We start from the raw sequence: 23,592 nt of genomic DNA, 5'->3' as shown, positions 1-23,592 counted from the left end.
GGCCGGTCATGAGCGACGACTTCTACGACCGCCGCGCGAACGGCGTGCGAGAGCCCGATCCGACGCTCGGCCGGCGCGTCCGCCAGCAGCGGCCGCTGCCGCAGCCGTCGGAGCAGGCCGTCGTCGAGCCGCTCCCGCCGGCGCCGGAGAACGAGCCGGCGCCGAAGCCGGAGCACCACGCCCGGCCCAAGCGGGAACGAGTGATCCTCAACGACCCGCGTCGCGGCGGCGGCAGCCTGCGCGCCCGCGTCGAGCTGGAAGAGCAGACCAGCTGGGGCAAGCTGCTCGTGAAGGACCACCTGGTGAAGGTCCAGCTGCGCACGGCGCTGCTGCTGTCCGGCCTCGTCGTCGTCGTGTTCGGTTCGCTGCCGGCGCTGTTCTACCTCGTTCCCGGGTTCTCCCGGCTGAGCGTGGTCGGCATCCCGGTGGCCTGGCTGATCCTCGGCGTCCTGCCGTTCCCGTTCCTGTTCGGCGTGGGCATCTGGTACAACCGGCTGGCCGAACGCAACGAACGCGCGTTCGTGGACATGATCGAAAACTAGTTTCGCACCCGCTCGTGCGAGGATTCCTCCGTGCAGCTGAACCCGTGGGCCTTGACCGGCATCGTGCTGGTCGCCGTGGTGACGTTCTTCCTCGGTCACCGCTCTTCGCGTTCGGCCACGAGCACGCACGACTTCCTGGTCGCCCGGCGGACCGTGCGGTCCCGCCGCAACGCCGCCGCGATCTCCGGTGAGTACCTGTCCGCGGCGTCGTTCCTCGGCATCGCGGGAATCGTGCTCAAGGACGGGGCCGACGCGCTGTGGTTCCCGATCGGCTTCACCGCGGGTTACCTCGCGCTGATGCTCTTCGTCGCGGCGCCGCTGCGGCGCTCCGGCGCGTACACGCTGCCCGACTTCGTCGAAATGCGGCTGGGCTCGAAGGGCCTCCGCCGGTTCTCCACGGGGTTCGTCGTGTTCATCGGGATCCTCTACATGGTCCCGCAGCTGCAGGCCGCCGGCCTGACCCTGGCGACGATCCTGCCGGTGCCGGTCTGGGCCGGCGCGGTCGTGGTGATGGTCCTGGTGGCGTTCAACGTGATCGCCGGCGGCATGCGCGCGATCACCGTCGTCCAGGCCTTCCAGTACTGGCTCAAGCTGTTCGCGATCTCGGTGCCCGCGTTCGTGCTGTGCATGGTCTTCTTCGCCGGCGGCGGCCCGGACGGCTTCCGCCCGCTCGGCGCGGCGGCGCCGCCGGTGTTCACCAGCGACACCACAGTGGACGTCCAAACCGACGTCACCCTGCACGTCCGGAGCGACACCTACCTCTGGGCCTACGGGCGCACCGACAACGGCCCGGCCGCCGGCCCGACGCACTGGACCCCGCTGGCGCCGCACACGGTTTCCGAGGGCACCAAGCTGAAGTTCCTGGCCGGCACACCGGTGCCGGTGGTCAGCGACTCGGTCGCGGACAACGCGAACTGGCTGCACCCGGGCTCGGGCAGCCTCACCGACCTGCTCCAGACGTACTCGCTGATGTTCGCGACGTTCCTGGGCACGATGGGCCTGCCGCACGTGCTGGTCCGCTTCTACACCAACCCCGACGGCAAGGCCGCGCGCCGCACCACCGTGCACGTCCTGCTGCTGCTCGGCCTGTTCTACCTGTTCCCGACGCTGCTGGGCGCGCTGTCCCGGATGTACGTCCCGGAGCTGCTGGTCACCGGCAAGACGGACGCGGCGATCCTGCGGTTGCCCTCGGCGATGCTGCCGGGGGTCGGCGGCCAGATCCTGGGGGCGGTCACCGCGGCCGGCGCGTTCGCCGCGTTCCTCTCCAGCACGTCCGGGCTGCTGGTCAGCGTCGCCGGGGTGGTCTCGACCGACCTGCTGCCCGGCCGGGTCCGCGACTTCCGCGTCGCGACCGGGCTGGTCGCGCTGTTCCCGATCGGGCTGGCGGTCGCGCTGCGGCCGGAGGACATCTCGCTGTCGATCGGGCTGACCTTCGCGCTCGCCGCGTCGACGTTCAGCCCGCTGCTGGTGCTCGGCATCTGGTGGCGCAAGCTGTCCTGGCCGGGTGCGCTGGCCGGGATGTTCGTCGGCGGCGGCCTGGTGCTGGCCGCGCTGATCGTCAACGTCGTGAGCGGCTACACCGGCGGCTGGGCGCCGTGGTTCGTCAACCAGCCGGCGTTGATCACCGTGCCGATCGCGTTCGTGACGACGTACTTCGTCAGCCGCGCGACCGGGTACGGCCGCCCGGACCACGTGCACGACATCATGCTGCGGCTGCACGCGCCCGATCCGCTCGGCTTCATGCGCGATAGGGCTGTCGCCCGATTCGGACAAGCCGAAGAAAAGACGCGAACCGCCGGTCGAGGCCGGCACCGCAAGTAATGCGCTGACAGTCAGTAAGAAAGTAATACCCGATCGAGGGATTACGAGTTACACGGTCGACCCATACGTTCCGTTGGTTTCTACCAGTACGGCCAGTACGAAAAAACGGAAGGTGGAGATCCGCTGTGAGCAGCACCGAACACGACGTCGGTGGCGCGGAGCCGCAAACCGACTGGGAGAGAGTCCAGAAGAGTCCCGAATTCACGGATCTGCGCCGCCGGTTGCGGGTGTTCGTGTTCCCGATGACCGCGCTGTTCCTGGTGTGGTACCTGCTGTACGTGCTGCTCGCCGACTACGCGCACGGCTTCATGAGCACCAAGCTGGCCGGCAACATCAACGTCGGCCTGGTCTTCGGCCTCCTGCAGTTCGTCTCGACGTTCGTCATCACGGGCCTCTACGTCCGCTACGCCAACCGCAAGCTCGACCCGGTCTCCGACGAGATCCGCGCCCGCATCGAAGGAGAGCCCGGCAAATGACCCTCGCGGCGGGCGTGGAGGGCAGCAACTCCACCCTCAACATCATCATCTTCCTGGTCTTCGTCGCGATCACGCTGGTGATCGTGTTCCGGGCCAGCCGGAACACGAAGACGGCGTCGGACTACTACGCCGCCGGCCGGGCGTTCACCGGTCCGCAGAACGGCATCGCGATTTCCGGCGACTACCTTTCGGCGGCGTCGTTCCTCGGGATCGCGGGCGCGATCGCCGTCAACGGCTACGATGGCTTCCTCTATTCGATCGGTTTCCTGGTGGCGTGGCTCGTCGCGCTGCTGCTGGTCGCGGAACTGCTGCGCAACACCGGCAAGTTCACGATGGGCGATGTCCTCGCGTTCCGCATGAAGCAGACGCCGGTGCGCGCGGCGGCGGCGATTTCGACGCTGGTCGTTTCGTTCTTCTACCTGCTGGCGCAGATGGCGGGCGCCGGTGGCCTGGTCAACCTGCTGCTGGGCATCGAAGGTGAGGCCGGGCAGGACGTCGTGATCGCCGTCGTCGGCGTCATCATGATCGTGTACGTGCTGATCGGCGGCATGAAGGGCACCACCTGGGTGCAGATCATCAAGGCGGCGCTGCTGATCGTCGGCGCGTTCGCGATGACGCTGTGGGTGCTCGGCAAGTACGGCTTCAACCTGTCCAGCCTGTTCCAGGCCGCCGTCGACAAGGGCGGCAAGGGCGGCGCGGCGCTGCTCGACCCGGGCAAGCAGTACGGCAAGACGGGCACGACGAAGCTCGACTTCCTGTCTCTCGGCATCGCCCTGGTGCTCGGCACGGCGGGCCTGCCGCACGTCCTGATGCGCTTCTACACGGTCCCGACCGCGAAGGACGCGCGGCGCTCGGTGGTCTGGGCCATCGTGCTGATCGGCGTGTTCTACCTGTTCACGCTGGTCCTCGGCTACGGCGCGGGTGCGCTCGTCGGGCCGGACAAGATCTCGAAGGCTCCCGGGACGACGAACGCGGCCGCCCCGCTACTGGCCTTGGAGCTCGGCGGCCCGGTGCTGCTCGGCTTCATCTCCGCGGTGGCGTTCGCGACGATCCTCGCGGTGGTCGCCGGCCTGACGATCACAGCGTCGGCGTCCTTCGCGCACGACGTCTACGCGAGCGTGCTCAAGAAGGGCCAGGTCTCCACCGGCGGCGAGGTCCGCGTCGCCCGGATCACGGCGCTGGTGATCGGCGCGCTGGCCATCGCGGGCGGCATCCTGGCGAAGAGCCAGAACGTCGCGTTCCTGGTGGCCCTGGCCTTCGCGGTGGCGGCGTCGGCGAACCTGCCGACGATCCTGTATTCGCTGTTCTGGAAGCGGTTCAACACCCAGGGCGCGCTGTGGTCGATCTACGGCGGGCTGGTCGTCACGATCGTGCTGATCGTCTTCTCGCCGGCGGTCTCGGGCAAGCCGGTGGACGCGAAGACCCGCAAGAGCGCGTCGATGATCCAGGGCGTCGACTTCCACTGGTTCCCGCTGGACAACCCGGGCCTGGTCTCGATCCCGGCAGCGTTCCTGCTCGGCTGGCTCGGCACGATCCTGTCGAAGGAACGCAACGCGAAGAAGTACGCCGAGATGGAGGTGCGCGCGCTGACCGGCGCGGGTGCCGAGAAGGCTGTTTCGCACTGAGCCGGCGGCCTCCCGAACTTCGGGAGGCCCGCCCGCCGTGTCGCCCTTCCAATCACGCGAGATGCCTCCCGGATCACGTGTGATGCCCGATTCCGCCCGGCCGAGTTCGGCGCGAACGGGCCGCCGCCGCCCGATCCGGCGCGAACGGTCCCTTCACACGTCCACCTCACGCGCGGGCAACGCCCCCGCATGGCAGCATGGAGATCGTGGTGAGCCCTGCTGAACTGCCGACCGCCGAGGTCCGCGACCTGCCCAAGGACGGCCTCGTGCTGCTCGACGTCCGCGAAGACGACGAGTGGGCCGCCGGACACGCGCCCGGCGCGGTGCACATCCCGATGGGGGAGCTGCCCGCCCGCGTCGGCGAGCTGACCGACCTGCCCGACGACCAGCCGATCCACGTGATCTGCCGCAGCGGCGGCCGGTCCGCCCGCGCGACCGCGTGGCTCAACCAGAGCGGCTGGGACGCGGTGAACGTCGCCGGCGGCATGGGCGCGTGGCAGCGCGAAGGCCGGCCGATGGTCGGCGAGCACCCCGGCATCGATCCCGAAGTGATCTAGCCTTGCAGCCGGGTCAGCCTCCTCGGTACCCACCCGGGTACTGGCCGCGCCAGGCGCCGCCGCCGAACGCCCAGCAACTGCAGGGCCGGACGCTGGCCGCCCAGCCGGAGTCGTACCCGTACCACCGCCGTCCCGTGCACCGGCCGAAGCTGCGCTGGGTGGCGACCCCGCCGCCGGGCGCGTGGCCGCGTCGCCGCGTGCCGCCGCCCGAGCGGTACTACGGGCCGCCGTCGTACCCGGTGCCGCCGCGCTGGGGCTTCCCCAACCTCGTCTGGCGTCGTCCGACGTCGGTGCCCGGCACGGCGTCCGACGAGGTCCGCCCGATCGACCGGATGTCGGTGCTCAGCCGCAGCCTGATCGGTGTCCTCTTCGCGTTCGCGCTTCTCTCCGTGGTCGCCGCCGGCGCGGAGGTCTGGCGGTACGTGCTGCTCGTCCAGGGGCGCGAGTCCGCGCTGAACCGCTCGGTGGTGGCGTTCTCCGACGGCTTCGTGCTCACCGCCGGCCTGCTGGCCTCGATCCTCGCGCTGCTGCCCGCCGGGCTGTCGCTCTGGTGGCTGCTGGTCGCCCGCCGGGCGGCGGCGGACGTCTCGGGCGACGACCCGGCGCGGCCGGTGTGGCAGGTGCTGGTCGGCGTCCTCGTGCCGATCGCGAACCTGCCGATGGCGCTGTCGATCGCCGGCGAGCTGGAGCACGCGGTGCTGGGCCGCCCGCGCGACGTCCGGCCGAAGCCGTCGCGGCAGATCCTCGTGTGGTGGGGCGCCTGGCTGCTGAACTGGGTGCTGCTGGGCGTGACGATCGTCTGGCGCTTCCGCGACGACGTCCAGTCGATGGCCGACAGTGTTGTCCTGGTCGCGCTGACCGACCTGGCGGCGGCCGCTTTGGCCGTGGTGACGGCGCTGGTCGTGCGCCGGTTCTCCGCCCTGGTGGCGCCGTCGGACGCGCGAGCCGTGCGCTCGATGCGCGTCCTGAAGGTGACCGGGGCTCCGGAGCCCGAGCTGCGCAACGCGCGGCCCGCGGGCGCGGCGCGCTAGTACCGGCCGAGCACCGGTTCCAGCTGGTCGAAGGCCAGTTCGGCGATGGGCCACACCGCGTCGGCGATGCCTTTCTCGTCTTCGAGGTTCCGGTCGAAGACCTCCTGGAAGAGCACCCGCAGCACGGTGGCGAGGTGCGCGGCGGCGAGCACCGGCTCGAGCCCCTGTTCGGGGTGACGCCGGATCAGCAGGTGCACGAGGGCGGCCTCGCGCTCGCGGTGCATCTCGTGCAGGGCGTTCGTCAGGACCGGACTCTCCTTGATCATCCGCACGAAGCCGGGGCCCGAGAAGCCGACCAGCGCGTGTTCGGCGCCCAGCGCCTCGAAGTAGAGCTCGCGGGTGTCGTGGAAGACGCTGTCGCGGACCAGGGTGGCCGGCCAGGACGTGAAGTCCGCCCGGATGTCGAAGACCAGGTCCTCCTTGCGCGGGAAGTGGTTCGTCACGGTCATCTTGGCGACCCGCGCCTCGGTGGCGATGTCCGCGATCGTCACGTCCTCGAAGCCGTTGCGGATGAACAGCTTCGTCGCGACGTCCGAGATGGTCTTCCTGGTCTCGTGCTTCTTCTGGGCCCGGAGTCCCTCGCTCATGGGGTCACTCTACTGGGTCGGACCCAAGATTGTGCTTGACCCAGTCAGTGGGTCGGACCTAATCTGAGGTTCGACCTAATCTCCTGGGGGTGGATGTGACGACGGCAGTGGCCCGGCCCGACGCGAGGCTGTGGAAGCTCGGCGGCGTCCTGATCATGGGCGCGGTGCTGTCGATCCTCGACGCGACGATCGTGACCGTCGGGATCGACTCGATCGCCCGTGACCTGGGCAGTCCGGTGACGACGGTGCAGTGGGTGGCGAGCGCGTACCTGCTCGCGGCGTCGGCGGCGATCCCGCTGTCGGGCTGGCTGACCGATCGCTTCGGCGGCCGCGCGGTGTGGCTGACGGCGGTGGCGATCTTCACGGCGGGCACGCTGCTGTGCGGCTTCGCGTGGTCGGCGCCGGCACTGATCGCGTTCCGGGTGCTCCACGGCCTGGGCGGCGGGCTGATGCAGCCGGTCGGACAGGCGGTGTTCGCGCAGGAGGCCGGGCCGGCCCTGGGCCGCATGATCGGGGTGGTCACCCTGCCGGCCACGGTGGCGCCGGTGCTGGGCCCGCTGCTCGGCGGCGCCCTGGTGGCGGACTTCGGCTGGCGCTGGATGTTCTTCGGGGTCGTCCCGCTGGGCCTGGTGACGTTCGTGGTCGCCCGCCGGCTGCTCCCGGCTCCGGCACCTTCCGGCGCTCGTTCGCCGTTGGACGTCCGCGGGATCCTCCTGCTCTCGCCGGGACTCGCGGCGTTCGTCTACGGGCTGGCCGAAGGCGTGATCGTCGCCTGGGTCGCCGGAGCCGTGCTGCTGCTGGCGTACGGCATCCACGCGTCGCGGACGCCGTCGCCGGTACTCGACCTGGAGCTGTTCCGGGACAAGGGATTCGCGGTGGCTTCGATCAGCACCTTTCTGCTGGGCGCGTCGCTCTACAGCTCGATGTTGCTGCTGCCGCTGTACTACGAGCAGGTGGAGCACGCGAGCCCGTGGGAGGCGGGCTTGCTGCTGGCACCGCAGGCCCTCGGGTCGGCGGTGGTCCTTCTCGCGGGCGGTCGGCTGCTGGCCCGCTTCGGCCCTCGGCAGATGATGCTGGCCGGCATCGGCCTGTCCCTGCTGGGCACGGTTGCGTTCACCCAGCTCGGCTCGGCCCCGAGCGGAGTCCTGCTGACGCTGTCCCTCCTGATCCGCGGAGCCGGCCTGGGCGCGGCGACAGCTCCGGGAATGACCACGCTGTACGGCTCCTTGGAACGCTCCCGCATTCCCCGGGCGGCCAGCGCGTTCAACGTGATCAACCGAGTCGGTGGCTCGCTGGGTACAGCGCTCCTGGCGGCGATCCTCCACCACGCACTCACGTCGTCGGCGCCTTCCACGGCGTTCGGCACGACGTTCACGTGGGCGCTGGCACTGTCCGCTTTCACCCTGATCCCCGCGGCTTTCTACCCCCGAAGGAGCATCCGATGACCTTCCGCCTCTTGAGCGTCCACGCCCACCCCGACGACGAGTCCAGCAAAGGCGCGGCGACCCTGGCCCGCTACGCGGCCGAAGGCGTCGACGTTCTGGTCGCCACGTGCACCGGCGGCGAGCGCGGCGACATCCTCAACCCGGCGGTGGACACCGCCGAAAACCGCGCCGACCTCCCGGCGGTCCGCCGTCGCGAGATGGCCGCGGCAGCCAAGATCCTGGGCGTCCGCCAACGTTTCCTCGGGCTGGTCGACTCCGGCTTGCCCGATGAAGGCGACCCACTGCCGGAAGGTTGCTTTGCGGCCCTCCCACTGTCGGAAGCAGCTGCTCCGCTGGTCGCGCTGATCCGCGAGTTCCGCCCGCACGTCGTCATCACCTACGACGAAACCGGCGGCTACCCCCACCCGGACCACATCCGCACCCACGAGGTGACGCTCGAAGCCTTCACCGCGGCCGCCGACCCCGCCCGCTACCCGGGCACCGGCGAACCCTGGCAGCCACAAAAGCTGTACTACCAAGCAACCCTGAGCCGAGCGTGGTTCCAAGCCCTGCACGACGCGACCGTGGCTGCCGGCCAGGAGTCCGCGATGGCGGACGTCCTGGCCGAACTCCCGCTCGAAGATCCCTTGCCGGTCACCACCCGAATCCGGTGCGAGTCCCACTTCGCGACGCGCGACCGAGCCCTGCTGGCCCACCAGACCCAGGTCGACCCGGCCCACCCGTTTTTCGCCCACTCACGCGAAATAGAACGAAAAGCGTGGCCTTACGAGGACTACCACCTGGCCCACCCAACCCCCGGTCCCAACGTCGAGGAGGACCTCTTCACCGGAGTAACCCCATGAACCCCCGTGTCGTCCGTCCAATCACGCGTGATGCCTCCCCAATCACGCGAGATGCCCTTCCAATCACGCGAGATACGCCTTCAATCACGCGAGTTCCGCGTCCAGTCACGCGAGATCCGCCCCGGATCACGCCGGACCCGCCTCACACGGTGACGCGAAGCTCCCGCAGGCCCCGGATCACGAACTCGGGCCGTCGCCGCGGAGCCTCGGCGATCCGCAACCCCGGCAGCTTCGCGGCCAGCGCACCCAACGCCGCGGCGATCTCCACCCGAGCGAGAGGAGCCCCCACGCAGTAGTGGATGCCCAAGCCGAAGCCGAGGTGGGCGTTCGGCGTCCGCCCGATGTCGAGGGTGTCCGGCGCGTCGAACACCTTGGGATCCCGGGCCGCGGCACCCAGCAGCGCGCCGATCTTCTGCCCCTGCGGGACGACATGTCCGCAGATCGACACGTCTTCGGTCGCCGTCCGCTCGAACAGCTGCAACGGCGCGTCGAAGCGGATCAGTTCCTCGACGCACGAATCCAGCAAGGAAGGAGCCGCCAGCAAGCGTTCCCACTGGTCCCGGTGCGTGAGCAACGCCGTGATGCCGTTGCTGAGCACGTTGACCGTCGCCTCGTGGCCGGCCATCAGCAGCAGCACTGCGGTCGCGACCAGCTCGTCCGGCGTCAGCTCGCTGCGCAGGAGGTCGCTGATGATGTCGTCACCAGGGGCGTCGGCGCGAGCCGAAGCCACCGACCGGACGTACTCGACGAACTCGGCGGCCGCCCGCTCGGCGGCGTCACGAGCGTCCTCGGGCAGGCCGTACTCGTACATCTTCACGATGCTGTTTGACAACTCCACCATGCGGGGCCCGTCGGACCCCGGGACGCCCAGCAGCTCGGCGATCACCGCGACCGGCAGCGGCTGGGCCAGGTGCTCGAGGAGGTCCGCGCTGCCGTCGGCGGCGATCGCGGCCGCGAGGTCGTCGACCATCCGGTCGGCGAGCGTCGCGACCATCGGCCGCAGCCGTTGCACGTGGCCGCGGCCGAACGCGCCCGCGATCAGCCGGCGGAGGCGGGTGTGCGCCGGCGGCTCGTTCTCCAGCAGGGAGTTGCGGTGCAGCAGGTTGAACGACGCGAACCGTTCGAGCGGCTGCGCGTCCTGCCAGATCCGGCCCAGTCCGCGGTGCCGCAGCACCGCCGACGACGCGGCGTGCGACACCGCCACGGCGAGCCCCAGCTCGTCGTGGAAATGGACGTCGCCCTGCTCGCGCAGGGCGGCGAACGCCGGGTACGGGTCTTCCAGGAACGCGGGATCGCGGGGGTCGAACACGTCGCGAGACTAGCCCTTCGATAGCGTTCCAAGCCGAGCCAGAGGAGGCAGCAATGGGCAAGGGCGCGCGCAAGAAGGGGCCCAAGCAGGCGACGGACCGCAAGCCGAAGGTGCGCGACGTCTTCGTCGGTCAGCCGTTCGAGGGACTGGCGGCGGAGCCCGAGCTGATCGCGCTGCGCGAGTTCGTGCCGTCCGCGACGGCCAAGCTGACCCTCGCCGACGGCGGCGACGTCACCCTCGGCACCGTGCTGCCGATGGCCGCGGCCGCGTTCGTCCGCTCGGACGGCCAGCGGTACCTCGGCCTGCAGGTGCAGACCCGCTCCTCCGACATCAGCCGCGACCTCGGCCGCTCGCTGAAGTGGCTGCTGGACGCCAAGGAGGGTGACGTCCTCGGCGTGCCGGACACGACGACCCCGCCGGAAGCCGACGAGCACGCCCGTCTCCAGGACCTGCTCACGCCTGGCGCCGAGCTCGACGTCACGCTGCACAAGGACTTCGCCTGGTGGCTGCCGGCGGACGCGGACGCGACCGGCGACGTCGCGGTGTCCCTCGAGCGCGCGAACGCCGCGATCATGCCGACCGAACGTCTGGGCTCGGGTGCCTACTGGGTCCTCGCCGGTGAGAAGGCGCACCTGCGCTGGGTCCGTCCGGAGCCGGAGAACCTGCTGCTCCAGGCGCTGGCCCGGTTGTCCGCGGCCGGTGAGCTCGGCCTCGGCGAGGGTTCCCGCTACGCCGGTTCGTTCCGGGCGCACGGCCTGCTGGTCCCGGTCTGGGACCTCGACCCCGAGGCCCACGCCCGCGAGTGGGCGGAGGCGAAGGACGCCCTCGGTACCCGCCTCGAGACGGCCTTGAAGTCCCTCGACGCCGAACCGCTGAACGCGACCGAGCGCCGCGCCCGCGACGGCCTCATCGGCCGCCAGCTCACCCTGCGCTGACCCGCGCCGGGCCCGCGCCCGCGACGGCTTCATCCGCCGCCAGCTCACCCAGCGCCGATCAATGCCGGGCTCGCGCCCGGAATGACCACCACCGCCGCCGAGCACCACGCTCGGCGGCGGCTCGGGTCCGGCCGCACCGCACCGGCCCGCGGCTTGGGTCCACAGGTGGGCCCCGCCGGCTTTCGAGCGGCAGTCCGCGGCGGCCGGAGCGAGGAGACTGGCTGTCCCTCACCTCACGCCGTTCGGCTTTGAATGACAGCCCGCGCGCCCAGCATGAGGAGCCGGCTCTCCCGCATCCCGCGTCGGACACTGTCGGAAAGTGCCGGACCACCGGTCCGTCCCGGTGACCGGAAACTGCTCGGTGAGCGTTCAACCAGGCCTTATGTGGCGTACGAGACACCGCCGCCGGAACGGCGTGGTGGGACCATTCTCCGCGTGATACTCCACATCTGCGGGGCGGCCGACTGGGCCGAAGTGGGCGAAGGCGGCGAGTACCGGCCGGCTTCTCTGGACGAGGTCGGGTTCATCCACTGTTCCGACTTCGGCACGGCGCACCTGCCGGCCAACGTGCGCTACCGGGGCCGGACCGACCTGGTGCTGCTCGAGATCGACCCGGCGAAGGTCGAGGCGCCGGTCCGCTGGGAAGACGGCGCGCCGCCGCATCCGGCTGGGATCTGGTTCCCGCACGTCTACGGGCCGATTCCGCACGCCGCCGTCGTCGGCGTGCACCCGTTCGCCGAAACGGCCGAGGGTGGCTTCCGGCTGCCGGACTCGCTCGCGCGCCGCTGACGTGGGCAACTCATCACCCGGCCGGGCGGCGGCGAATCCGGGCGGGAACGCGGGCAACCTGAGGGGGCTGTGATGCGTGTGGAGGGGGAAAGCGACTCGGCTTCTGGCTACCCGACCCCGATGGGAGGCGATACGGTGACGGCTGCGGCACCCGTCTTCACCGGGGGAGATACCTGGGTGACCAGCGCAGGCCGAGGGAGGGCCGCGACGTTGCCGGGTGAGCTGGCCGACTTCGGCGACTTCGTGCAGGCCACTCTGCCGGGGCTGCTGCGCTACGGCCACGCGCTCACCGGAAACCCGCACGACGCGGCGGACCTGGTGCAGACCGTGCTGGAGAAGATCGGTTCGCGCTGGACCTACGTGCACGAAAAGACGGGCGACCCGCTCGCCTACGTCCGCCGGTCGATGGCGAACGCGCACGTCAGCCGGTGGCGCCGGACGCGCCGGGAGAACCTGGTGGCCGATCTGCCGGACACCAGCCCGCACGTGCCGGACGACCCGTTCGAGCACGAGCCGCTGTGGCGCGCGTTACGAACGCTGCCGCCGAGACAACGGGCCGTCATGGTCCTGCGTTACTACGAAGGTCTCTCGGAAGCGGAGATCGCCGGTGCCCTCGGCGTCACGCAGGGCACCGTCAAGAGCCAGGCCAGCAAGGCGATCGCGTCACTGCGGTCGAAACTGACCGTGGCCGACATCCAAGGCGAAGGGAGTGACGCGGGTTGAACATCTCCGAGGACGAGCTCGAGCAGCGCCTGCGTGAGCTGTTCGCCGACGAACGGCTGGACCTGCCGCCGCCACCGGAGGCCGGCACGACCATCGTCGCCGGTGCGCGACGGCGTCGTCGCCGTCGTCAGGGCGTCCTGGCCGTGACCGGGGTCGCGGCGGCCGTGGTGGCCGTCTCGGGCGGGCTCACGATGGTGCACCTGCACGCCGAGGACGGCACCGCGGTGATGACCGCCGACGGATCTTCGATCAGCGTCAAGCCGCCCGAGAACCTCACGGCCGGGCGGCAGCCCCAGACCTCGGCCCCCGTGCCGACCAGGACCCAGGACATCGAGGTCTCGGCGCCTCCCGCTTCGCCGACGTCGAAGGCTTCACGGCCGTTGTCGGCCCAGCCGCCGTCGAAGCTGCCGTCCGTGCTGAGCGGGCCGCTGCTCGGTTCGGACGGCTTCGGCACCATCAAGCTCGGCATGTCCGAGACCCAGCTGGCCGCGCTGGGCGTCACGCTCACCGAATCGCAGGCCGGTGCCAGCTGCACCGTGTACACCGCGCAGGGCAGCGGGGTGCCGTCGGCCGCGACCGTCGTGGTCTCGAAAGCGGTCGGGCTCACGGTCGTCACCCCGGAGCAGGTGGCGCACACCGCCGAGGGCATCGGCGCCGGATCGAGCAAGGAGCAGGTGCTCGCGACCTACCCCGCCGCGAAGGAGGAGCCGGGGGGTGTCGTCGCCCCGGCCACCGACGCCGCCGACTACCACTTCCGGCTCGACGACTCCGGGGTCGTGCAGACGAGCCTGATGAGCGTCAACCAGGACTGCGCCGGCTGAGCGCCGGCCACATGCGAAAACCCGGGCTGTCCACAGGGGGAGAGCCCGGGTTTTCGAACCTCGTGGTGGGAGGCTGTCAGAGTGCCCCGCCGGCGACGGGCGGCATCCCGGAATCGCGGCCACCGTCGCCGACGGACTCGCGGTACAGGTGGTTCTCGACCTCGAACAGGTTGCCGTTCGCGCGCTTGACGACGTTCAGCAGCGTGCTCATCTGGGAGATCTCTTCGACCTGCTCCTTGAGGAACCACTGCGTGAACTGCTCGCTGATGTAGTCCTCTTCGGCGCGGGCGGCCTTGGCCATCGCGGAGATGTCGGTGGCGACGTCCTTCTCCTGCTCGAGTGCGAGCTCGATGACCTCGGTGACGCCGGAGAAGTCGTTGCGCACTTCGCCCGTGCCGGGGATTTCGACGTGGTGGTCGCGGTCCAACATGTACTGCACGAGCGCCATCGCGTGGTTACGCTCTTCGACGGACTGCTTGTAGAAGTGCTTCGCCAGCTGCGGCAGGTCCTCGGCGTCGAACCAGACCGCGAGCGCGATGTACTGCTGGGACGCGTTGAACTCGTTGTGGATCTGCGCCTGCAGCAGTTCGTAGAACTTCGAGCGCGGTTCTTTCTTCTTCGTCAGGGACATGAGAATCAGAATAGATCAAGTTTCGCTGAAAGGCCACTCGGGGCTGGTGATCTGGACCCTATTAGGGTTACCATTCCTAAAGAAGACGAACCTAATTTAAGTAAGCCTTCCCTAAATGTCGTACTCATTTAGGGAAGGCTTACTTGAATTCACCGCAACGCTTCCCGGCGGATCGGGCAGGACATGCACCGCGGCCCGCCCCGGCCGGAGCCCAGCTCGGACCCGGCGATCGGCAGCACCTCGATGCCGGCCGCCTCCAGGCGCTCGTTCGTCTCCACGTTCCGCTCGTACCCCACGACCACGCCCGGCGCCAGCGCCAAGGTGTTGTTGCCGTCGTCCCACTGCTCGCGTTCGGCCGTCACCGGGTCGAGGCCGGTGTCGATGACGCGCAGCCGGTCGATCTCCATCGCCTCGGCCGCGGCCACCAGGAACGGCGTCGGGCCCGCGACCTTGACGCCGCCGTCGCCGGTCGGGCGGATGGTGAACGCCGTCAGCGAGTCGCGCGCCAGCGGGTACATCACGACCGCGTCGGCGTCGACCATCGTGCACACCGTGTCCAGGTGCATGGTCGCGCGCGACTGCTCGATCGGCACCGCGAGCACGGTGTGCGCGATGCCGTCGGCGAACACCGACCGCGCGAGCGACTCCGCGCCGGCCGCGGTCGTCCGCTCGCCGACGCCGATGGCGAGCACGCCCGGTGCCAGCAGCATCACGTCGCCGCCCTCGATCGGCGCCGAATGCGCGCCGTACGCGCGGGCCGCGTGCCGGAAGTACGGGTGATAGGCGTAGATCAGGTCCAGCACCGCGGTCTCACGGCGGCGCGCGGGCATGGTCAGCGACGAGATCGCGACGCGGTCGGCGATCCAGGCCGACGAGTCGCGCGTGAACAGCAGGTTCGGCAGCGGGTCGACGGCGAAGTCGTGCGGGTGGTTCATCATCCGCACCAGCGACGCGCCTTCCGCGGAGGGCAGCTCCTCGAACGTCATCCCGGCCATCAGCACCTCGGCGAGGCCGGCCGACGTGACGCCGGACAGGTGCGAACGCAGCGAGTCGGCGAGGTCGCCGCCGAGCCGCCGGTCGTCGACCGCCGCGTGGACGCCGGCCGCGTGGGCGCGGTCGTCCTCCAGCGCCGTCCGGAGGGCGTCGGCCAGCAGCAGCACCTCGACGCCGCGGCTGCGGAGCACGTCGGCGAAAGCGTCGTGCTCGGCCTGGGCCCGGTCGACCCACGGGATCGAGTCGAAGAGGAGCTGGTCGTTGTTGCGGGGCGTCAGCCTTTTGAGCTCGTTGCCGGGCCGGTGCAGCAGCACCGCGCGCAGGGGTCCGACTTCGCTGTCCACCCGGGGAGGTGCCGTTTCGTCGATCACCCCCCGAGCTTAGTCAGGGCAACCAGGAAACGTGCCCCTTCAACAGGGCATACCCGACGAACGACACGAAGTCGAACAGCGTGTGCGCGGCGACCAGCGGCCACAGCCGGTTCGTCTTCTGCCACAGCCGCCCGAACACCAGGCCCATGATCAGGTTGCCGACGAACCCGCCGAACCCCTGGTACAGGTGGTACGACCCGCGCAGCACGGCGGCACCGACCAGCGCGGTGTTCTCGCGGACGCCGAGCTGGCGCAGCCGCGTCAGCAGGTAGCCGATGACCAGGACCTCTTCGGCGAACGCGTTGCCGAACGCCGAGAGCGTCAGCGTGATCGGCCGCCACCACGTGTCGCCCAAAGTGGACGGTTGCACCGCCAGGCTGAAGCCCAGGTGGTAGGAGATGAAGTACAGCGCCAGGCCGGGGATCCCGATCAGCGCGGCCAGCCCGAGCGTCAGCAACGCGTCCCGCCGCGGTGACCGGCGGTCCAGCCCGACCTGCGCCATCTTGATGCCCGCCCGCCACAGGAAGTACAGCCCGAGCGCGCCCCAGCCGACCAGCTGGGCGGCCGAGAGCAGCTGCTTGAGCAGGTCGATCAGGCTCGCCGCGGCCTGCGGCACGTTGAGCTGGACCTGCTGCTGGGCCAACGGCGTCGGCTGCAGCAAGGAGTCCACAAGGGACAGCAGGCTGCGCACGCCGGACAGGCCGAGCGTGATGCCGAAGACGATCAGCAGCTCGATCTTGATCGCGCGGCGCTCCCGCGGGTCGTCGATCGGTTCCGGGAACGGCGGCCGGGCCGGGGCCAGCCACGATCGCGCGGTGAACGTCATGTGCGCACGCTACCTTCGGGGTATGCCGAGGAGCATCGCCACCAACGAAACCGTCGACCGCGCCGCGCTGGTCGAGTTCCTGTCCACCCGCCACCGCGCGATCCTGCTGACCACGAAGGCCGATGGCGGGCCGCAGCTCTCGCCGGTCACGTGCGGCGTCGACGCCGAGGGCAGGCTCGTCATCTCGACCTACCCGAAGCGCGCGAAGATCGTGAACATCAAGCGCAACCCGAAGGTCTCCGCCTGCATCCTGTCCGACGAGTGGAACGATCAGTGGGTCCAGCTGAACGGCACGGCCGAAGTGCTGGACATCCCGGATTCCGTCGAGCCGCTCGTGGAGTACTTCCGGGCCATTTCGGGTGAACACCCGGACTGGGACGAATACCGCGAAGCGATGGTCAAGCAGGGCAAGAGCATCATCCGCGTGACCATCGAGAGCTGGGGCCCGCTGGCCAAGGGCGGCTTCCCCGCCGAGCTAGCCTGACGCGCCCCGCAGGAACGGGCAGCCGACCAGCCGCCGCAGCTCCATCGCGAGCTGCGGCGGGCTCTCGACGGACTTCGAGAACGCCAGCCGGACGTCGTGGTCGCCGGCGTCGGACTCGACGCGCAGCCGGAGCCCGAACCGGTCGAGCCCGAGCGGGCGGATCCGGCCGCCGCGCAGCTCCGCCGGCAGGTGCTTGGCCAGCTGCTCGACGACGTCGGAGTGGTCGCTCTCGAGGTGCCGCAGCCACTGGGCTTCGTAGTCGTGGAACGGGTCGGGTGGCGCCGCGCTGAACATGTGCGGGCGCAGCGAGTGCGTGCCTTCGGCGTCGGCGAGCACGAGCGACGCCGGGGTGAGCCGCAGCAGCGTGACGCCGTGGCCGACATCGAGGACCCGTTCGTCCGGCCGCGACTCGGCGATCGACACCGCCCGCGCGCGGGCCGACACCGGCGAGAGCGGCCGCAGCCAGCCGGTGATCCACAGCAGCCCGCGGATCGGCTCCCGCAGGGCGACCGGCGCCTGGTCGGCGAGCTCGACCATCACGGCCAGCTCGCCGCGCTGGGTCTGCTGGGCCGCGCCGACCATCGGGTGGTCGTCGGGCAGCAGCACGCTGACGCTGCCGCTGTGGTGCACGTGGTGCAGGAGCGGCACGACGCGCTCGCTGTCGAGACCGGCGCGTTCGCAGGTGGGCATCAGGGACGCGGGACCGTTGCGGGTCGCGATCGTCTTGGCTCGCTCGGCGGGGTTCGGTGCCGGCGGGCGGCGGATGGATGTCGGGGCCTCGGTCACGGCTCACCTCCTACTTAGGTGAGCCTAACCTGAATCCGACGGTCTGGATAGTCGCTCGTGTGCGGTCCGGGTCACGGCGGTGTTCCGCTGAACGGAGTATCGGGTAACGGCGCTGTGCAAAATTCCGAAAAGACCGGTGACCAATCGACACGGTGGGGGCCAGCGTGCAGACCGTCCCGGTTCCCGAACGCGTGCCCGCGTTCGAGCTCGACCCCGCCATGCCGTCGGGCGCGCTCCCGATCTTCGGCGAGTACCTCGACCGGATCGGCCGCACCGCGGCGGACGGGCGCCTGCTGACCTGGGCTCTGCCGGTGCTCGGGATCGCCCAGTTCTTCACCGGCGCCGGGATCGCGCTGCCACTGGGCACGCTCGCGCTGGCCGGTTCGGTCGTGGCGTGGTGGCGCTACCGCGCCCACCTCCGGGTGCCCGAGACCCGGCTGAAGCGGGAACCGTTCCGGCAGGTCGACATCGCGCCCGGCGGGCTGGTGGCCGCCGGGCGGACGGTCGGCGTCCGGCTGCCGGACGGCCGCTGGCTGCGCGTCCGGCTCGACGAGGCGTACCGGCTGCTGCTGGCCGGGCACCGGCGGGTGTGGCTGCTGGGCCGCGGCCCGAAGGTGTTCGTCGGCTTCGCAGGGGTCGTGCGGGTGCGCCGCGCCCGGATCTTCGACGCGCCGCCGGCGGGCGCGGTGGCCGTGCCGCCCGTGGTGGCGTCCGGTTCGCCGCGGCTCGACCCCGTGCTGGCCGCGCACCGCCGCCGGATCGCCCGCGAACTGCGCACGGCGGCGGCGTTCCTGCTGGTCCTGGCCGCGTTCGCCGTGTGGGTGCGGGTCGACTTCCCGGTGACGAAGTGGGCGGCGCTGACCGTCGCGGCGGGCGCGCTCCTGGGCGCGCTCGTGACCGCGCTGCGAGCGGTCGCCTACCGCCGTCCGCTGCCGGCGGACCACTGGACGGAGCTGCGCGCGGTCCTCGACGGTCCGGTCCGCATGGGCCGCCACGGCGCGGCCCGGGCGAGCGGCCTGACCATGCTCGCCGACGGGACGGTGATCGGGTTCCGCCTGCCCAGGGCCGACCCCTCGATGGCGGCCAACATCGCGGCGACGGGCCGCCTGTGGATCGCGGGTGTCCCCAGGCCGGGCTCGGCGAAGGCGGGCGTGCCGGGCTATCCGGTGCTGGGCACGGTCTGGCTGGGCTGAGCCCAGCTCGGCCGCCAAGCGTCCGGGGCCCGCGAGCCGGACCGGAGGTGGGCGCGTAGCGCGGCCAAGGCCGGGTGCGGGTTGTCGCGGCGCCACACCAAGGAGTGTGAGTACACCGGCGTCGGGTTCGCGATCGGCACCTGCCGCAGGTTGTGACCCGCCGGCCACAGCAACCGCGCGCCGGTTCCGATCAGCGTGGCCACCTCGGCCGACTCCGCGAGGAAGTCGAACAGCACCTCGGTGCCGAAGTTCGGGCCGGCCGCGTCGATCGAGAGCCCGAACGCGGCGGCGAACTCGGCGTAGTAGGCCGCCCATTCGGTGCCGGGGACGATGCCCGGCATCCAGATGCGGTGGCCCTTCAAGCGCTCCGGAGTCACCGCGGGCGAATCGGCGAGGGCGTGCGCGGGGCCTGTGAGGAGGTGGAGCGGTTCGTCGTGCACCCACGCCGACGCGACCCCCTCCGGCAGTTCGCGCGCGGCGACGGCGCGGAAGGACGCGTCGATCTCGCCGTCGCGCACCGCGGTGATCGCGGCCGCGGCGTCGAAGAGCGTCAGGACCTCCAGCGCGACCTGCGGGTGCGCGGTGTGGAAGTCCCGCAGCAGGGCCGCGGTGCCGAGGCGCCGGCCGATGACGTCGACGCGGAGCGGGCCGGTGCGGACCGAGGCGAGCGCTCGCGCTTCGGCCCGGAGCAGCTCGCGGGCGTGCGGCAGGAACGCCTCGCCCTCGCCGGTGAGCCGGGCGCCGCGGGCGGTGCGCGTGAACAGGCGGGCGCCCAGCGTCTTCTCCAGCGCCGCGATGCGTTTCGAGACGGCCTGCTGCGTGATGGCGAGGTCGGCCGCGGCGTCCTGGAACCGGCCGGCGTCCGCGGCGGCGACGAAGGTGCGCACGGCATCGAGATCCACGACGACCGACTCTAGGGTCACAACGCGGGGTTGTGGCGCGCCGATGCGGTGGTTGTTTGATCCCCGCGGCCCTTCTTCGCTTTGATCCTCCGGTGATGCGCGGAAGGTCGCTCGGGCGGCGGTTCAGGTGGCTGTGGACGGCTTACGCCGTGAGCGCGTTCGGCACCTGGCTCGGCTTCGGTGCCTTTCCCATGCTGGCGATCCTCGTGCTGCACGCCGGGCCCGCGGCCGTTTCGGCGCTCGCCGCGGTCGGTCCGGCCGTCGGCGCGCTCGTGGCCGTGCCGCTGGGGCCGTGGGTCGACCGGCGGCCCAAGCGGCCGGTGCTGGTGGCCATGGACCTCGTCCGGTTCGCCGCTCTGATCAGCGTGCCGGCCCTCTACGCCCTCGGGTCGCTGAGCTTCGCCCAGCTGCTCGTCGTCTCGGTGGTCGTCGCCGCGGCGGACATCACCTTCACGTCGGCGAGCGGCGCCTTCCTGAAGGGCCTCGTGCCGCCCGAAGACCTGCTCGTCGCGAACGGGCGGTTCGAGTCGACGAACTGGACGGCCACCGCGCTCGGCCCGCCGCTCGGCGGGGCGGCGTTCGCGCTCTTCGGGCCGGTGACGTCGGTGGCCGCCAACGCCGTCAGCTTCCTGCTCTCCGCGCTCGGGATCCGGGCGATCGGCGGAGCCGAACCGCCCCCGCGGCAGACCACTCGCCTGCGTGCGCGGGACCTGGCCGAGGGGTGGCGCACGATCCTGACCCACCCCGGGCTGCGGCCGCTGTACTTCAACGTCCTGCTCTTCAACGGCCTGATCATGTGCACCGAACCGCTGCTCGCGGTGCTGATGCTGAACCAGCTCGGGTTCACGCCGTGGCAGTACGGGCTCGCGTTCGCGGTGCCGTGCCTCGGCGGGCTGGCCGGGTCGCGGCTGACCCCGCGGCTCGTCACGCGGTTCGGGCGGCACGCCGTGTTGCTGACCTCGGGAGCGCTGCGCGCGTGCTGGCTGCTCGCGCTGGCGTTCCTGCCGAGCGGCGCCGGCGGGCTCGCCTTCGTCATGGTCGTCGAACTCGGCCTGATCGTCTGCTGCAGCGTGTTCAACCCGGTGCTCGCTACCTACCGGCTTGAGCAGCTTCCGGCGGACCGCGTGGCGAGCACGCTCTCGGCGTGGTCGGTCAGCACCAAGGCGTCGATCGCCGCGCTGACCGCGCTGTGGGGTGTGCTCGCGAGCTTCACCGGCCCGCGGGTCGCGATCGGTGCCGCCGGCGTACTCGTGCTGGTGACACCGTTGCTGCTGCCTCGCCGGGACCGGACGCCGGTAGCCGCCTAACCCAGCGACTTCCGCGTCGCCTGCTCGGTCTCCAGCACGCCCTGCCGGATGCCCTCCAGCTGGTCGCTCAGCTCGCGCACCGCGCCGGTGTCCACCGCGACGTCCGTGGTCGCCGCCGTCAGCTCGGCGACGCGCGCCACCAGGCTGTCCAGCCCCAACGCGCCCGACTGCAGCTGCGCCAGCAGCTTGTCGCGCGCGCCGGAGAGCCGCGCGTGCACGTCCTCCTGGGCCTGGACCGCCGAGAGCGCCTGTTCGAGATCGCCGCGGACCTCCTCGCGCGCCGATCCCATGGACTGCTCCAGCCGGCGCCGCTCCCGCGTCACGGTCTCGAGGTCGACGCGGGACAGGGCCTTCCCGGTCGCCGACGCGCGGCCGGCCAGGCGCCGGAGCGTCGCCAGCGTCTCCTGGACCACCGGCTCCATGTCCGCGACGCGGTCGGCGAGCGGGCCCGCGTCGAGGGATTCGCTCAGCGACCCGAACCCGTCGGCCGCGCCCTCGGCCCGGCGCAGCCAGTTCGCCTCGGCCGAACCCGCGTCGACGTCGAGGATCCGCGCTTCGCGGGGCGCAGGTTCCTTCTCGCGGGTTGCGACGCCGACGCCCGCCCAGGCCGCGAGCACGGCGACGCCCACGCCGAGCGACGCGAACACCGGCAGCTGGACGGCCCACGCCACGCCCGCCGAGGTGGCGGCCAGCAGCAGCCCCCACGGTTCGGCGAGCTCACGGGCGAACTTCATGTCAGAAATTCGAAATCACGGAGGTGAACACCTGGTTGATCGAGTCCGGTTTGGACGAATCGTACTCCGATCCCTCAGTCGCTTCGGCGATCTGCTTCAGCACGCCCTGGTCGGCGTCCGAGCCGTAGGCGATCGTGAACAGCCGGACCGTCTCCGCGTTGCCCTCCGGCCGCAGCTGCGGCAGCAGGTGCTCGAGGTCGACGCCGCCGGAGTCCTCGTTGCGGCCGTCGGTCAGCACCACGACCGCGTTGATCGCCGCCGGGTCGATGTGCGCCTTCATGTACTCATACGCGGCCAGCGAAGAGTCGTAGAGCCCGGTGCCGGCCTGCGGCGTCAACCCGCTCAGCCGGCTGGCGAGGGTCTCCTTGCCGCTGGTGCCCAGCGCCTGCACCGGCACCAGCTCCTGGTAGTCCTTGTCGCTGTCGAGGCGGGTGGAGAACTGCCAGAGCCCGACCTGGTCGCGCGGCACGAACTGGCCGAGCGCGTCGATCGCGGCCTGCTTGGCCAGGTCGATCTTGCTCTTGCCGGTGCCCTTGACCTCGTCGCCCATCGAACCGGAGACGTCCACGACCAGCAGCACGTTCGCCTTCTTGCGCAGCTCACTCCAGGAGCTCAGCAGCTTCGAGAGCACGGCAGGCGACGGTGGCCGGATGAAGTTGATCTTCGCGTCGGGCTGGACGCCGTTCTGGGTCGTCACCTGCGGGCCGGGCTTGCCGTCGAACGACCGGAAGCCCAGCGCGGCGAACCGCGCTTGCGTCTCCGGCCCCCGCAGGTAGCCGAGGAAGTCCGCGGCGATCTGCTTGCGCGTCGGGTCGGCCCAGTTCAGCGTGACGAACGGGTGGTCGGAGTTGAGCGTGCCGTCGGCCGGGTAGATCGCGACGATCGGCACCTTCGGCGGCGCGTGCTGGCCGACCTTGGCGGGATCGTTCGTGGGATTGCCCTGGTTGTAGCCGATCAGCGAGCTCTCCTCGACGGTCACCGCCGAGATGTAGGACAGCGCCGCGCCGCGGTCGTCGGCCTTCTGCAGGTTCGTCAGGAAGGTCAGCGTGTTGTCGCCGTAGTGCACGATCGCCTGCTCGATGTTCGTGACGAACTGCCTGGCCTCGGGCTTCTCGAGCGCGGCCGCGGTGAGGTCGGACGACGTGCCGGTGGCCGCGTAGTACGCGCCGATGGTCGCGTTCAGCCCCGCGGTGGAGATGTTCGGGTTCGTCTTGCCGAGCCGGAACTTGCCCCACTCCGGGTGGCCGTACTTCGCCCAGCCGGCCGGGTCGGTCGCGAGCGTGGCGAGGTCCTTCCAGCCGATCGGCTTGGCCGGCCAGCCCAGCGCCTCGGCCATCGGCTTCGGCATCGCGACGGTCAGCGGCGAGTTCGCGATCGACTGCGGGTCACCGTCCGGCACGATCGACGCCGAGTCGCCCTTCGCGTTGACGCGCAGCAGGTTGACCCAGCCGCTCGCGGCCGGCGTCCAGACGTCGGGGCGCGGCCCGTCGGTGGCCTCGTTCCAGCCGTTCGCCAGCGCCTGCATCGCGATACCCGACGACTTCGATTTCACGATGACGTCGACGCAGTGCCCGGCGACGGTCCGTCCGGAGTAGGCCTTGGCGGCTTCCTGGACTATTCCGACCTTTTCCGGGGACGACGCGACGTTGAGGGCGACGGCGTCGGACCCGGTGCATTTCACCTGGTCCGCCTCGTCGCTCGAGCCGCTGGTCCAGGCTCGGATCCCGACGATCAGCCCGGCGGCCACCAGGATCGCGGCCACGAACGGGAGAATCTTTCTCTTTCGCCGTGCTGGTTGGGAATTGATCATCGAACCCTCCCCGTTCCGCCACCGGAATACCATTATCGGGCAGTGGAACGAG

24 protein-coding genes are annotated in these 23,592 nt (G+C 70.8%); 15 read left to right on the top strand and 9 right to left on the bottom strand.

The window, feature by feature from the left end; genetic code table 11:
• Positions 1 to 8: 8 nt before the first annotated feature.
• The 6 genes from ACZ4TR_RS00500 (at position 9) to ACZ4TR_RS00475 (ending at position 6,052) form a co-directional block, all read left to right on the top strand.
• Positions 9 to 542 carry a hypothetical protein gene (locus ACZ4TR_RS00500; protein ID WP_364516206.1) on the top strand — a complete coding sequence of 178 codons (534 nt, stop codon included), beginning with the start codon at positions 9 to 11 and terminating at the stop codon, positions 540 to 542.
• A 30-nt stretch (positions 543 to 572) separates the two neighbouring features.
• Positions 573 to 2,363: a sodium/solute symporter gene (locus tag ACZ4TR_RS00495; protein ID WP_465285158.1), complete on the top strand. Its 1,791-nt coding sequence runs from the start codon at positions 573 to 575 to the stop codon at positions 2,361 to 2,363.
• A 125-nt stretch (positions 2,364 to 2,488) separates the two neighbouring features.
• On the top strand, positions 2,489 to 2,839 hold the full coding sequence (locus ACZ4TR_RS00490) for a DUF485 domain-containing protein (protein ID WP_465285157.1): 351 nt from the start codon (positions 2,489 to 2,491) through the stop codon (positions 2,837 to 2,839).
• Positions 2,836 to 4,464 (top strand): solute symporter family protein, encoded by a 1,629-nt coding sequence (locus ACZ4TR_RS00485; RefSeq protein ID WP_465285156.1) that lies wholly within the window; start codon positions 2,836 to 2,838, stop codon positions 4,462 to 4,464. The genes ACZ4TR_RS00490 and ACZ4TR_RS00485 overlap by 4 nt, the downstream gene beginning before the upstream one ends.
• Before the next feature lie 197 nt (positions 4,465 to 4,661).
• Entirely contained in the window at positions 4,662 to 5,021 is a 360-nt protein-coding gene (locus ACZ4TR_RS00480) for a rhodanese-like domain-containing protein (RefSeq protein ID WP_247016004.1), read from the top strand.
• Positions 5,022 to 5,023: 2 nt separating this feature from the next.
• Positions 5,024 to 6,052, top strand: coding sequence for a DUF4328 domain-containing protein (locus ACZ4TR_RS00475; protein WP_465285155.1), 1,029 nt, complete (start codon positions 5,024 to 5,026; stop codon positions 6,050 to 6,052).
• Here ACZ4TR_RS00475 and ACZ4TR_RS00470 read toward each other — a convergent pair.
• Complete coding sequence (locus tag ACZ4TR_RS00470) at positions 6,049 to 6,639, bottom strand: TetR/AcrR family transcriptional regulator (RefSeq protein WP_465285154.1); 591 nt, start codon at positions 6,637 to 6,639, stop codon at positions 6,049 to 6,051. The two genes, ACZ4TR_RS00475 and ACZ4TR_RS00470, sit on opposite strands and share 4 nt — an antisense overlap.
• Before the next feature lie 89 nt (positions 6,640 to 6,728).
• On the opposite strand from ACZ4TR_RS00470, the gene ACZ4TR_RS00465 reads away from it, so the two are divergent.
• Positions 6,729 to 8,084, top strand: a complete 1,356-nt coding sequence (locus ACZ4TR_RS00465; RefSeq protein ID WP_465285153.1) for a DHA2 family efflux MFS transporter permease subunit — start codon at positions 6,729 to 6,731, stop codon at positions 8,082 to 8,084.
• Positions 8,081 to 8,926, top strand: a complete 846-nt coding sequence (mca, locus tag ACZ4TR_RS00460) for a mycothiol conjugate amidase Mca (RefSeq protein ID WP_465285152.1) — start codon at positions 8,081 to 8,083, stop codon at positions 8,924 to 8,926. The genes ACZ4TR_RS00465 and mca overlap by 4 nt, the downstream gene beginning before the upstream one ends.
• A 142-nt stretch (positions 8,927 to 9,068) precedes the next feature.
• Here mca and ACZ4TR_RS00455 read toward each other — a convergent pair whose 3' ends face one another.
• Entirely contained in the window at positions 9,069 to 10,235 is a 1,167-nt protein-coding gene (locus tag ACZ4TR_RS00455) for a cytochrome P450 (RefSeq protein ID WP_465285151.1), read from the bottom strand.
• Positions 10,236 to 10,288: 53 nt separating this feature from the next.
• Between ACZ4TR_RS00455 and ACZ4TR_RS00450 the strand changes: the two genes are divergently transcribed.
• The 4 genes from ACZ4TR_RS00450 to ACZ4TR_RS00435 all read left to right on the top strand — a co-directional run bounded on the left by ACZ4TR_RS00450 (position 10,289) and on the right by ACZ4TR_RS00435 (position 13,503).
• Positions 10,289 to 11,170 carry a DUF5926 family protein gene (locus tag ACZ4TR_RS00450; RefSeq protein WP_465285150.1) on the top strand — a complete coding sequence of 294 codons (882 nt, stop codon included), beginning with the start codon at positions 10,289 to 10,291 and terminating at the stop codon, positions 11,168 to 11,170.
• A gap of 435 nt (positions 11,171 to 11,605) precedes the next feature.
• Entirely contained in the window at positions 11,606 to 11,959 is a 354-nt protein-coding gene (locus ACZ4TR_RS00445; protein WP_364516225.1) for a DUF952 domain-containing protein, read from the top strand.
• A gap of 210 nt (positions 11,960 to 12,169) precedes the next feature.
• Positions 12,170 to 12,682: a SigE family RNA polymerase sigma factor gene (locus tag ACZ4TR_RS00440; RefSeq protein WP_364516395.1), complete on the top strand. Its 513-nt coding sequence runs from the start codon at positions 12,170 to 12,172 to the stop codon at positions 12,680 to 12,682.
• The gene (locus ACZ4TR_RS00435; protein ID WP_465285149.1) at positions 12,679 to 13,503 is read left to right on the top strand and encodes a hypothetical protein; all 825 of its coding nucleotides are present in this window, start codon (positions 12,679 to 12,681) and stop codon (positions 13,501 to 13,503) included. The genes ACZ4TR_RS00440 and ACZ4TR_RS00435 overlap by 4 nt, the downstream gene beginning before the upstream one ends.
• A 76-nt stretch (positions 13,504 to 13,579) precedes the next feature.
• Here the strand turns inward: ACZ4TR_RS00435 and ACZ4TR_RS00430 are convergent, their stop codons facing one another.
• From ACZ4TR_RS00430 to ACZ4TR_RS00420, 3 genes are all read right to left on the bottom strand, one after another.
• Positions 13,580 to 14,134 (bottom strand): ferritin, encoded by a 555-nt coding sequence (locus tag ACZ4TR_RS00430; protein ID WP_465285148.1) that lies wholly within the window; start codon positions 14,132 to 14,134, stop codon positions 13,580 to 13,582.
• A 149-nt stretch (positions 14,135 to 14,283) separates the two neighbouring features.
• The gene (locus ACZ4TR_RS00425) at positions 14,284 to 15,471 is read right to left on the bottom strand and encodes an arginine deiminase (protein WP_465286255.1); all 1,188 of its coding nucleotides are present in this window, start codon (positions 15,469 to 15,471) and stop codon (positions 14,284 to 14,286) included.
• Between the two features lie 40 nt (positions 15,472 to 15,511).
• On the bottom strand, positions 15,512 to 16,324 hold the full coding sequence (locus ACZ4TR_RS00420; protein ID WP_465285147.1) for a CPBP family intramembrane glutamic endopeptidase: 813 nt from the start codon (positions 16,322 to 16,324) through the stop codon (positions 15,512 to 15,514).
• Between the two features lie 22 nt (positions 16,325 to 16,346).
• On the opposite strand from ACZ4TR_RS00420, the gene ACZ4TR_RS00415 reads away from it, so the two are divergent.
• Complete coding sequence (locus ACZ4TR_RS00415; RefSeq protein WP_364516232.1) at positions 16,347 to 16,808, top strand: PPOX class F420-dependent oxidoreductase; 462 nt, start codon at positions 16,347 to 16,349, stop codon at positions 16,806 to 16,808.
• Here the strand turns inward: ACZ4TR_RS00415 and ACZ4TR_RS00410 are convergent.
• Entirely contained in the window at positions 16,800 to 17,594 is a 795-nt protein-coding gene (locus ACZ4TR_RS00410; protein WP_465285146.1) for a DUF2470 domain-containing protein, read from the bottom strand. The two genes, ACZ4TR_RS00415 and ACZ4TR_RS00410, sit on opposite strands and share 9 nt — an antisense overlap.
• A 164-nt stretch (positions 17,595 to 17,758) precedes the next feature.
• On the opposite strand from ACZ4TR_RS00410, the gene ACZ4TR_RS00405 reads away from it, so the two are divergent.
• Positions 17,759 to 18,787, top strand: coding sequence for a hypothetical protein (locus ACZ4TR_RS00405; RefSeq protein ID WP_465285145.1), 1,029 nt, complete (start codon positions 17,759 to 17,761; stop codon positions 18,785 to 18,787).
• On the opposite strand, the gene ACZ4TR_RS00400 is transcribed toward ACZ4TR_RS00405, so the two are convergent.
• Positions 18,754 to 19,689 (bottom strand): LysR family transcriptional regulator, encoded by a 936-nt coding sequence (locus ACZ4TR_RS00400; RefSeq protein WP_465285144.1) that lies wholly within the window; start codon positions 19,687 to 19,689, stop codon positions 18,754 to 18,756. The genes ACZ4TR_RS00405 and ACZ4TR_RS00400 overlap by 34 nt on opposite strands.
• Before the next feature lie 92 nt (positions 19,690 to 19,781).
• On the opposite strand from ACZ4TR_RS00400, the gene ACZ4TR_RS00395 reads away from it, so the two are divergent.
• Positions 19,782 to 20,996, top strand: coding sequence for an MFS transporter (locus ACZ4TR_RS00395; protein ID WP_465285143.1), 1,215 nt, complete (start codon positions 19,782 to 19,784; stop codon positions 20,994 to 20,996).
• Here the strand turns inward: ACZ4TR_RS00395 and ACZ4TR_RS00390 are convergent.
• Together ACZ4TR_RS00390 and ACZ4TR_RS00385 are read right to left on the bottom strand one after the other, a co-directional pair.
• Positions 20,993 to 21,730, bottom strand: coding sequence for a hypothetical protein (locus tag ACZ4TR_RS00390; RefSeq protein WP_465285142.1), 738 nt, complete (start codon positions 21,728 to 21,730; stop codon positions 20,993 to 20,995). The two genes, ACZ4TR_RS00395 and ACZ4TR_RS00390, sit on opposite strands and share 4 nt — an antisense overlap.
• A 1-nt stretch (position 21,731) precedes the next feature.
• A complete protein-coding gene (locus tag ACZ4TR_RS00385; protein ID WP_465285141.1) occupies positions 21,732 to 23,540 on the bottom strand; it encodes a substrate-binding and VWA domain-containing protein in 1,809 nt (602 codons plus the stop codon).
• Between the last annotated feature and the right edge of the window lie 52 nt (positions 23,541 to 23,592).

This window comes from Amycolatopsis sp. NPDC028719, from assembly GCF_055565395.1.
The sequence above is the reverse complement of the archived record's forward strand: the minus strand, read 5'-3'. Positions and strand labels throughout refer to the sequence as shown.

What these genes read in the sequence shown, in the direction of transcription:
- ACZ4TR_RS00500 (WP_364516206.1), top strand. Translation starts at nt 9, where the DNA reads ATGAGCGACGACTTCTACGACCGCCGCGCGAACGGCGTGCGAGAGCCC.
- ACZ4TR_RS00485 (WP_465285156.1), top strand. Translation starts at nt 2,836, where the DNA reads ATGACCCTCGCGGCGGGCGTGGAGGGCAGCAACTCCACCCTCAACATC.
- ACZ4TR_RS00480 (WP_247016004.1), top strand. Translation starts at nt 4,662, where the DNA reads ATGGAGATCGTGGTGAGCCCTGCTGAACTGCCGACCGCCGAGGTCCGC.
- ACZ4TR_RS00470 (WP_465285154.1), bottom strand. Translation starts at nt 6,639, where the DNA reads ATGAGCGAGGGACTCCGGGCCCAGAAGAAGCACGAGACCAGGAAGACC.
- mca (WP_465285152.1), top strand. Translation starts at nt 8,081, where the DNA reads ATGACCTTCCGCCTCTTGAGCGTCCACGCCCACCCCGACGACGAGTCC.
- ACZ4TR_RS00450 (WP_465285150.1), top strand. Translation starts at nt 10,289, where the DNA reads ATGGGCAAGGGCGCGCGCAAGAAGGGGCCCAAGCAGGCGACGGACCGC.
- ACZ4TR_RS00430 (WP_465285148.1), bottom strand. Translation starts at nt 14,134, where the DNA reads ATGTCCCTGACGAAGAAGAAAGAACCGCGCTCGAAGTTCTACGAACTG.
- ACZ4TR_RS00420 (WP_465285147.1), bottom strand. Translation starts at nt 16,324, where the DNA reads ATGACGTTCACCGCGCGATCGTGGCTGGCCCCGGCCCGGCCGCCGTTC.
- ACZ4TR_RS00415 (WP_364516232.1), top strand. Translation starts at nt 16,347, where the DNA reads ATGCCGAGGAGCATCGCCACCAACGAAACCGTCGACCGCGCCGCGCTG.
- ACZ4TR_RS00390 (WP_465285142.1), bottom strand. Translation starts at nt 21,730, where the DNA reads ATGAAGTTCGCCCGTGAGCTCGCCGAACCGTGGGGGCTGCTGCTGGCC.
- ACZ4TR_RS00385 (WP_465285141.1), bottom strand. Translation starts at nt 23,540, where the DNA reads ATGATCAATTCCCAACCAGCACGGCGAAAGAGAAAGATTCTCCCGTTC.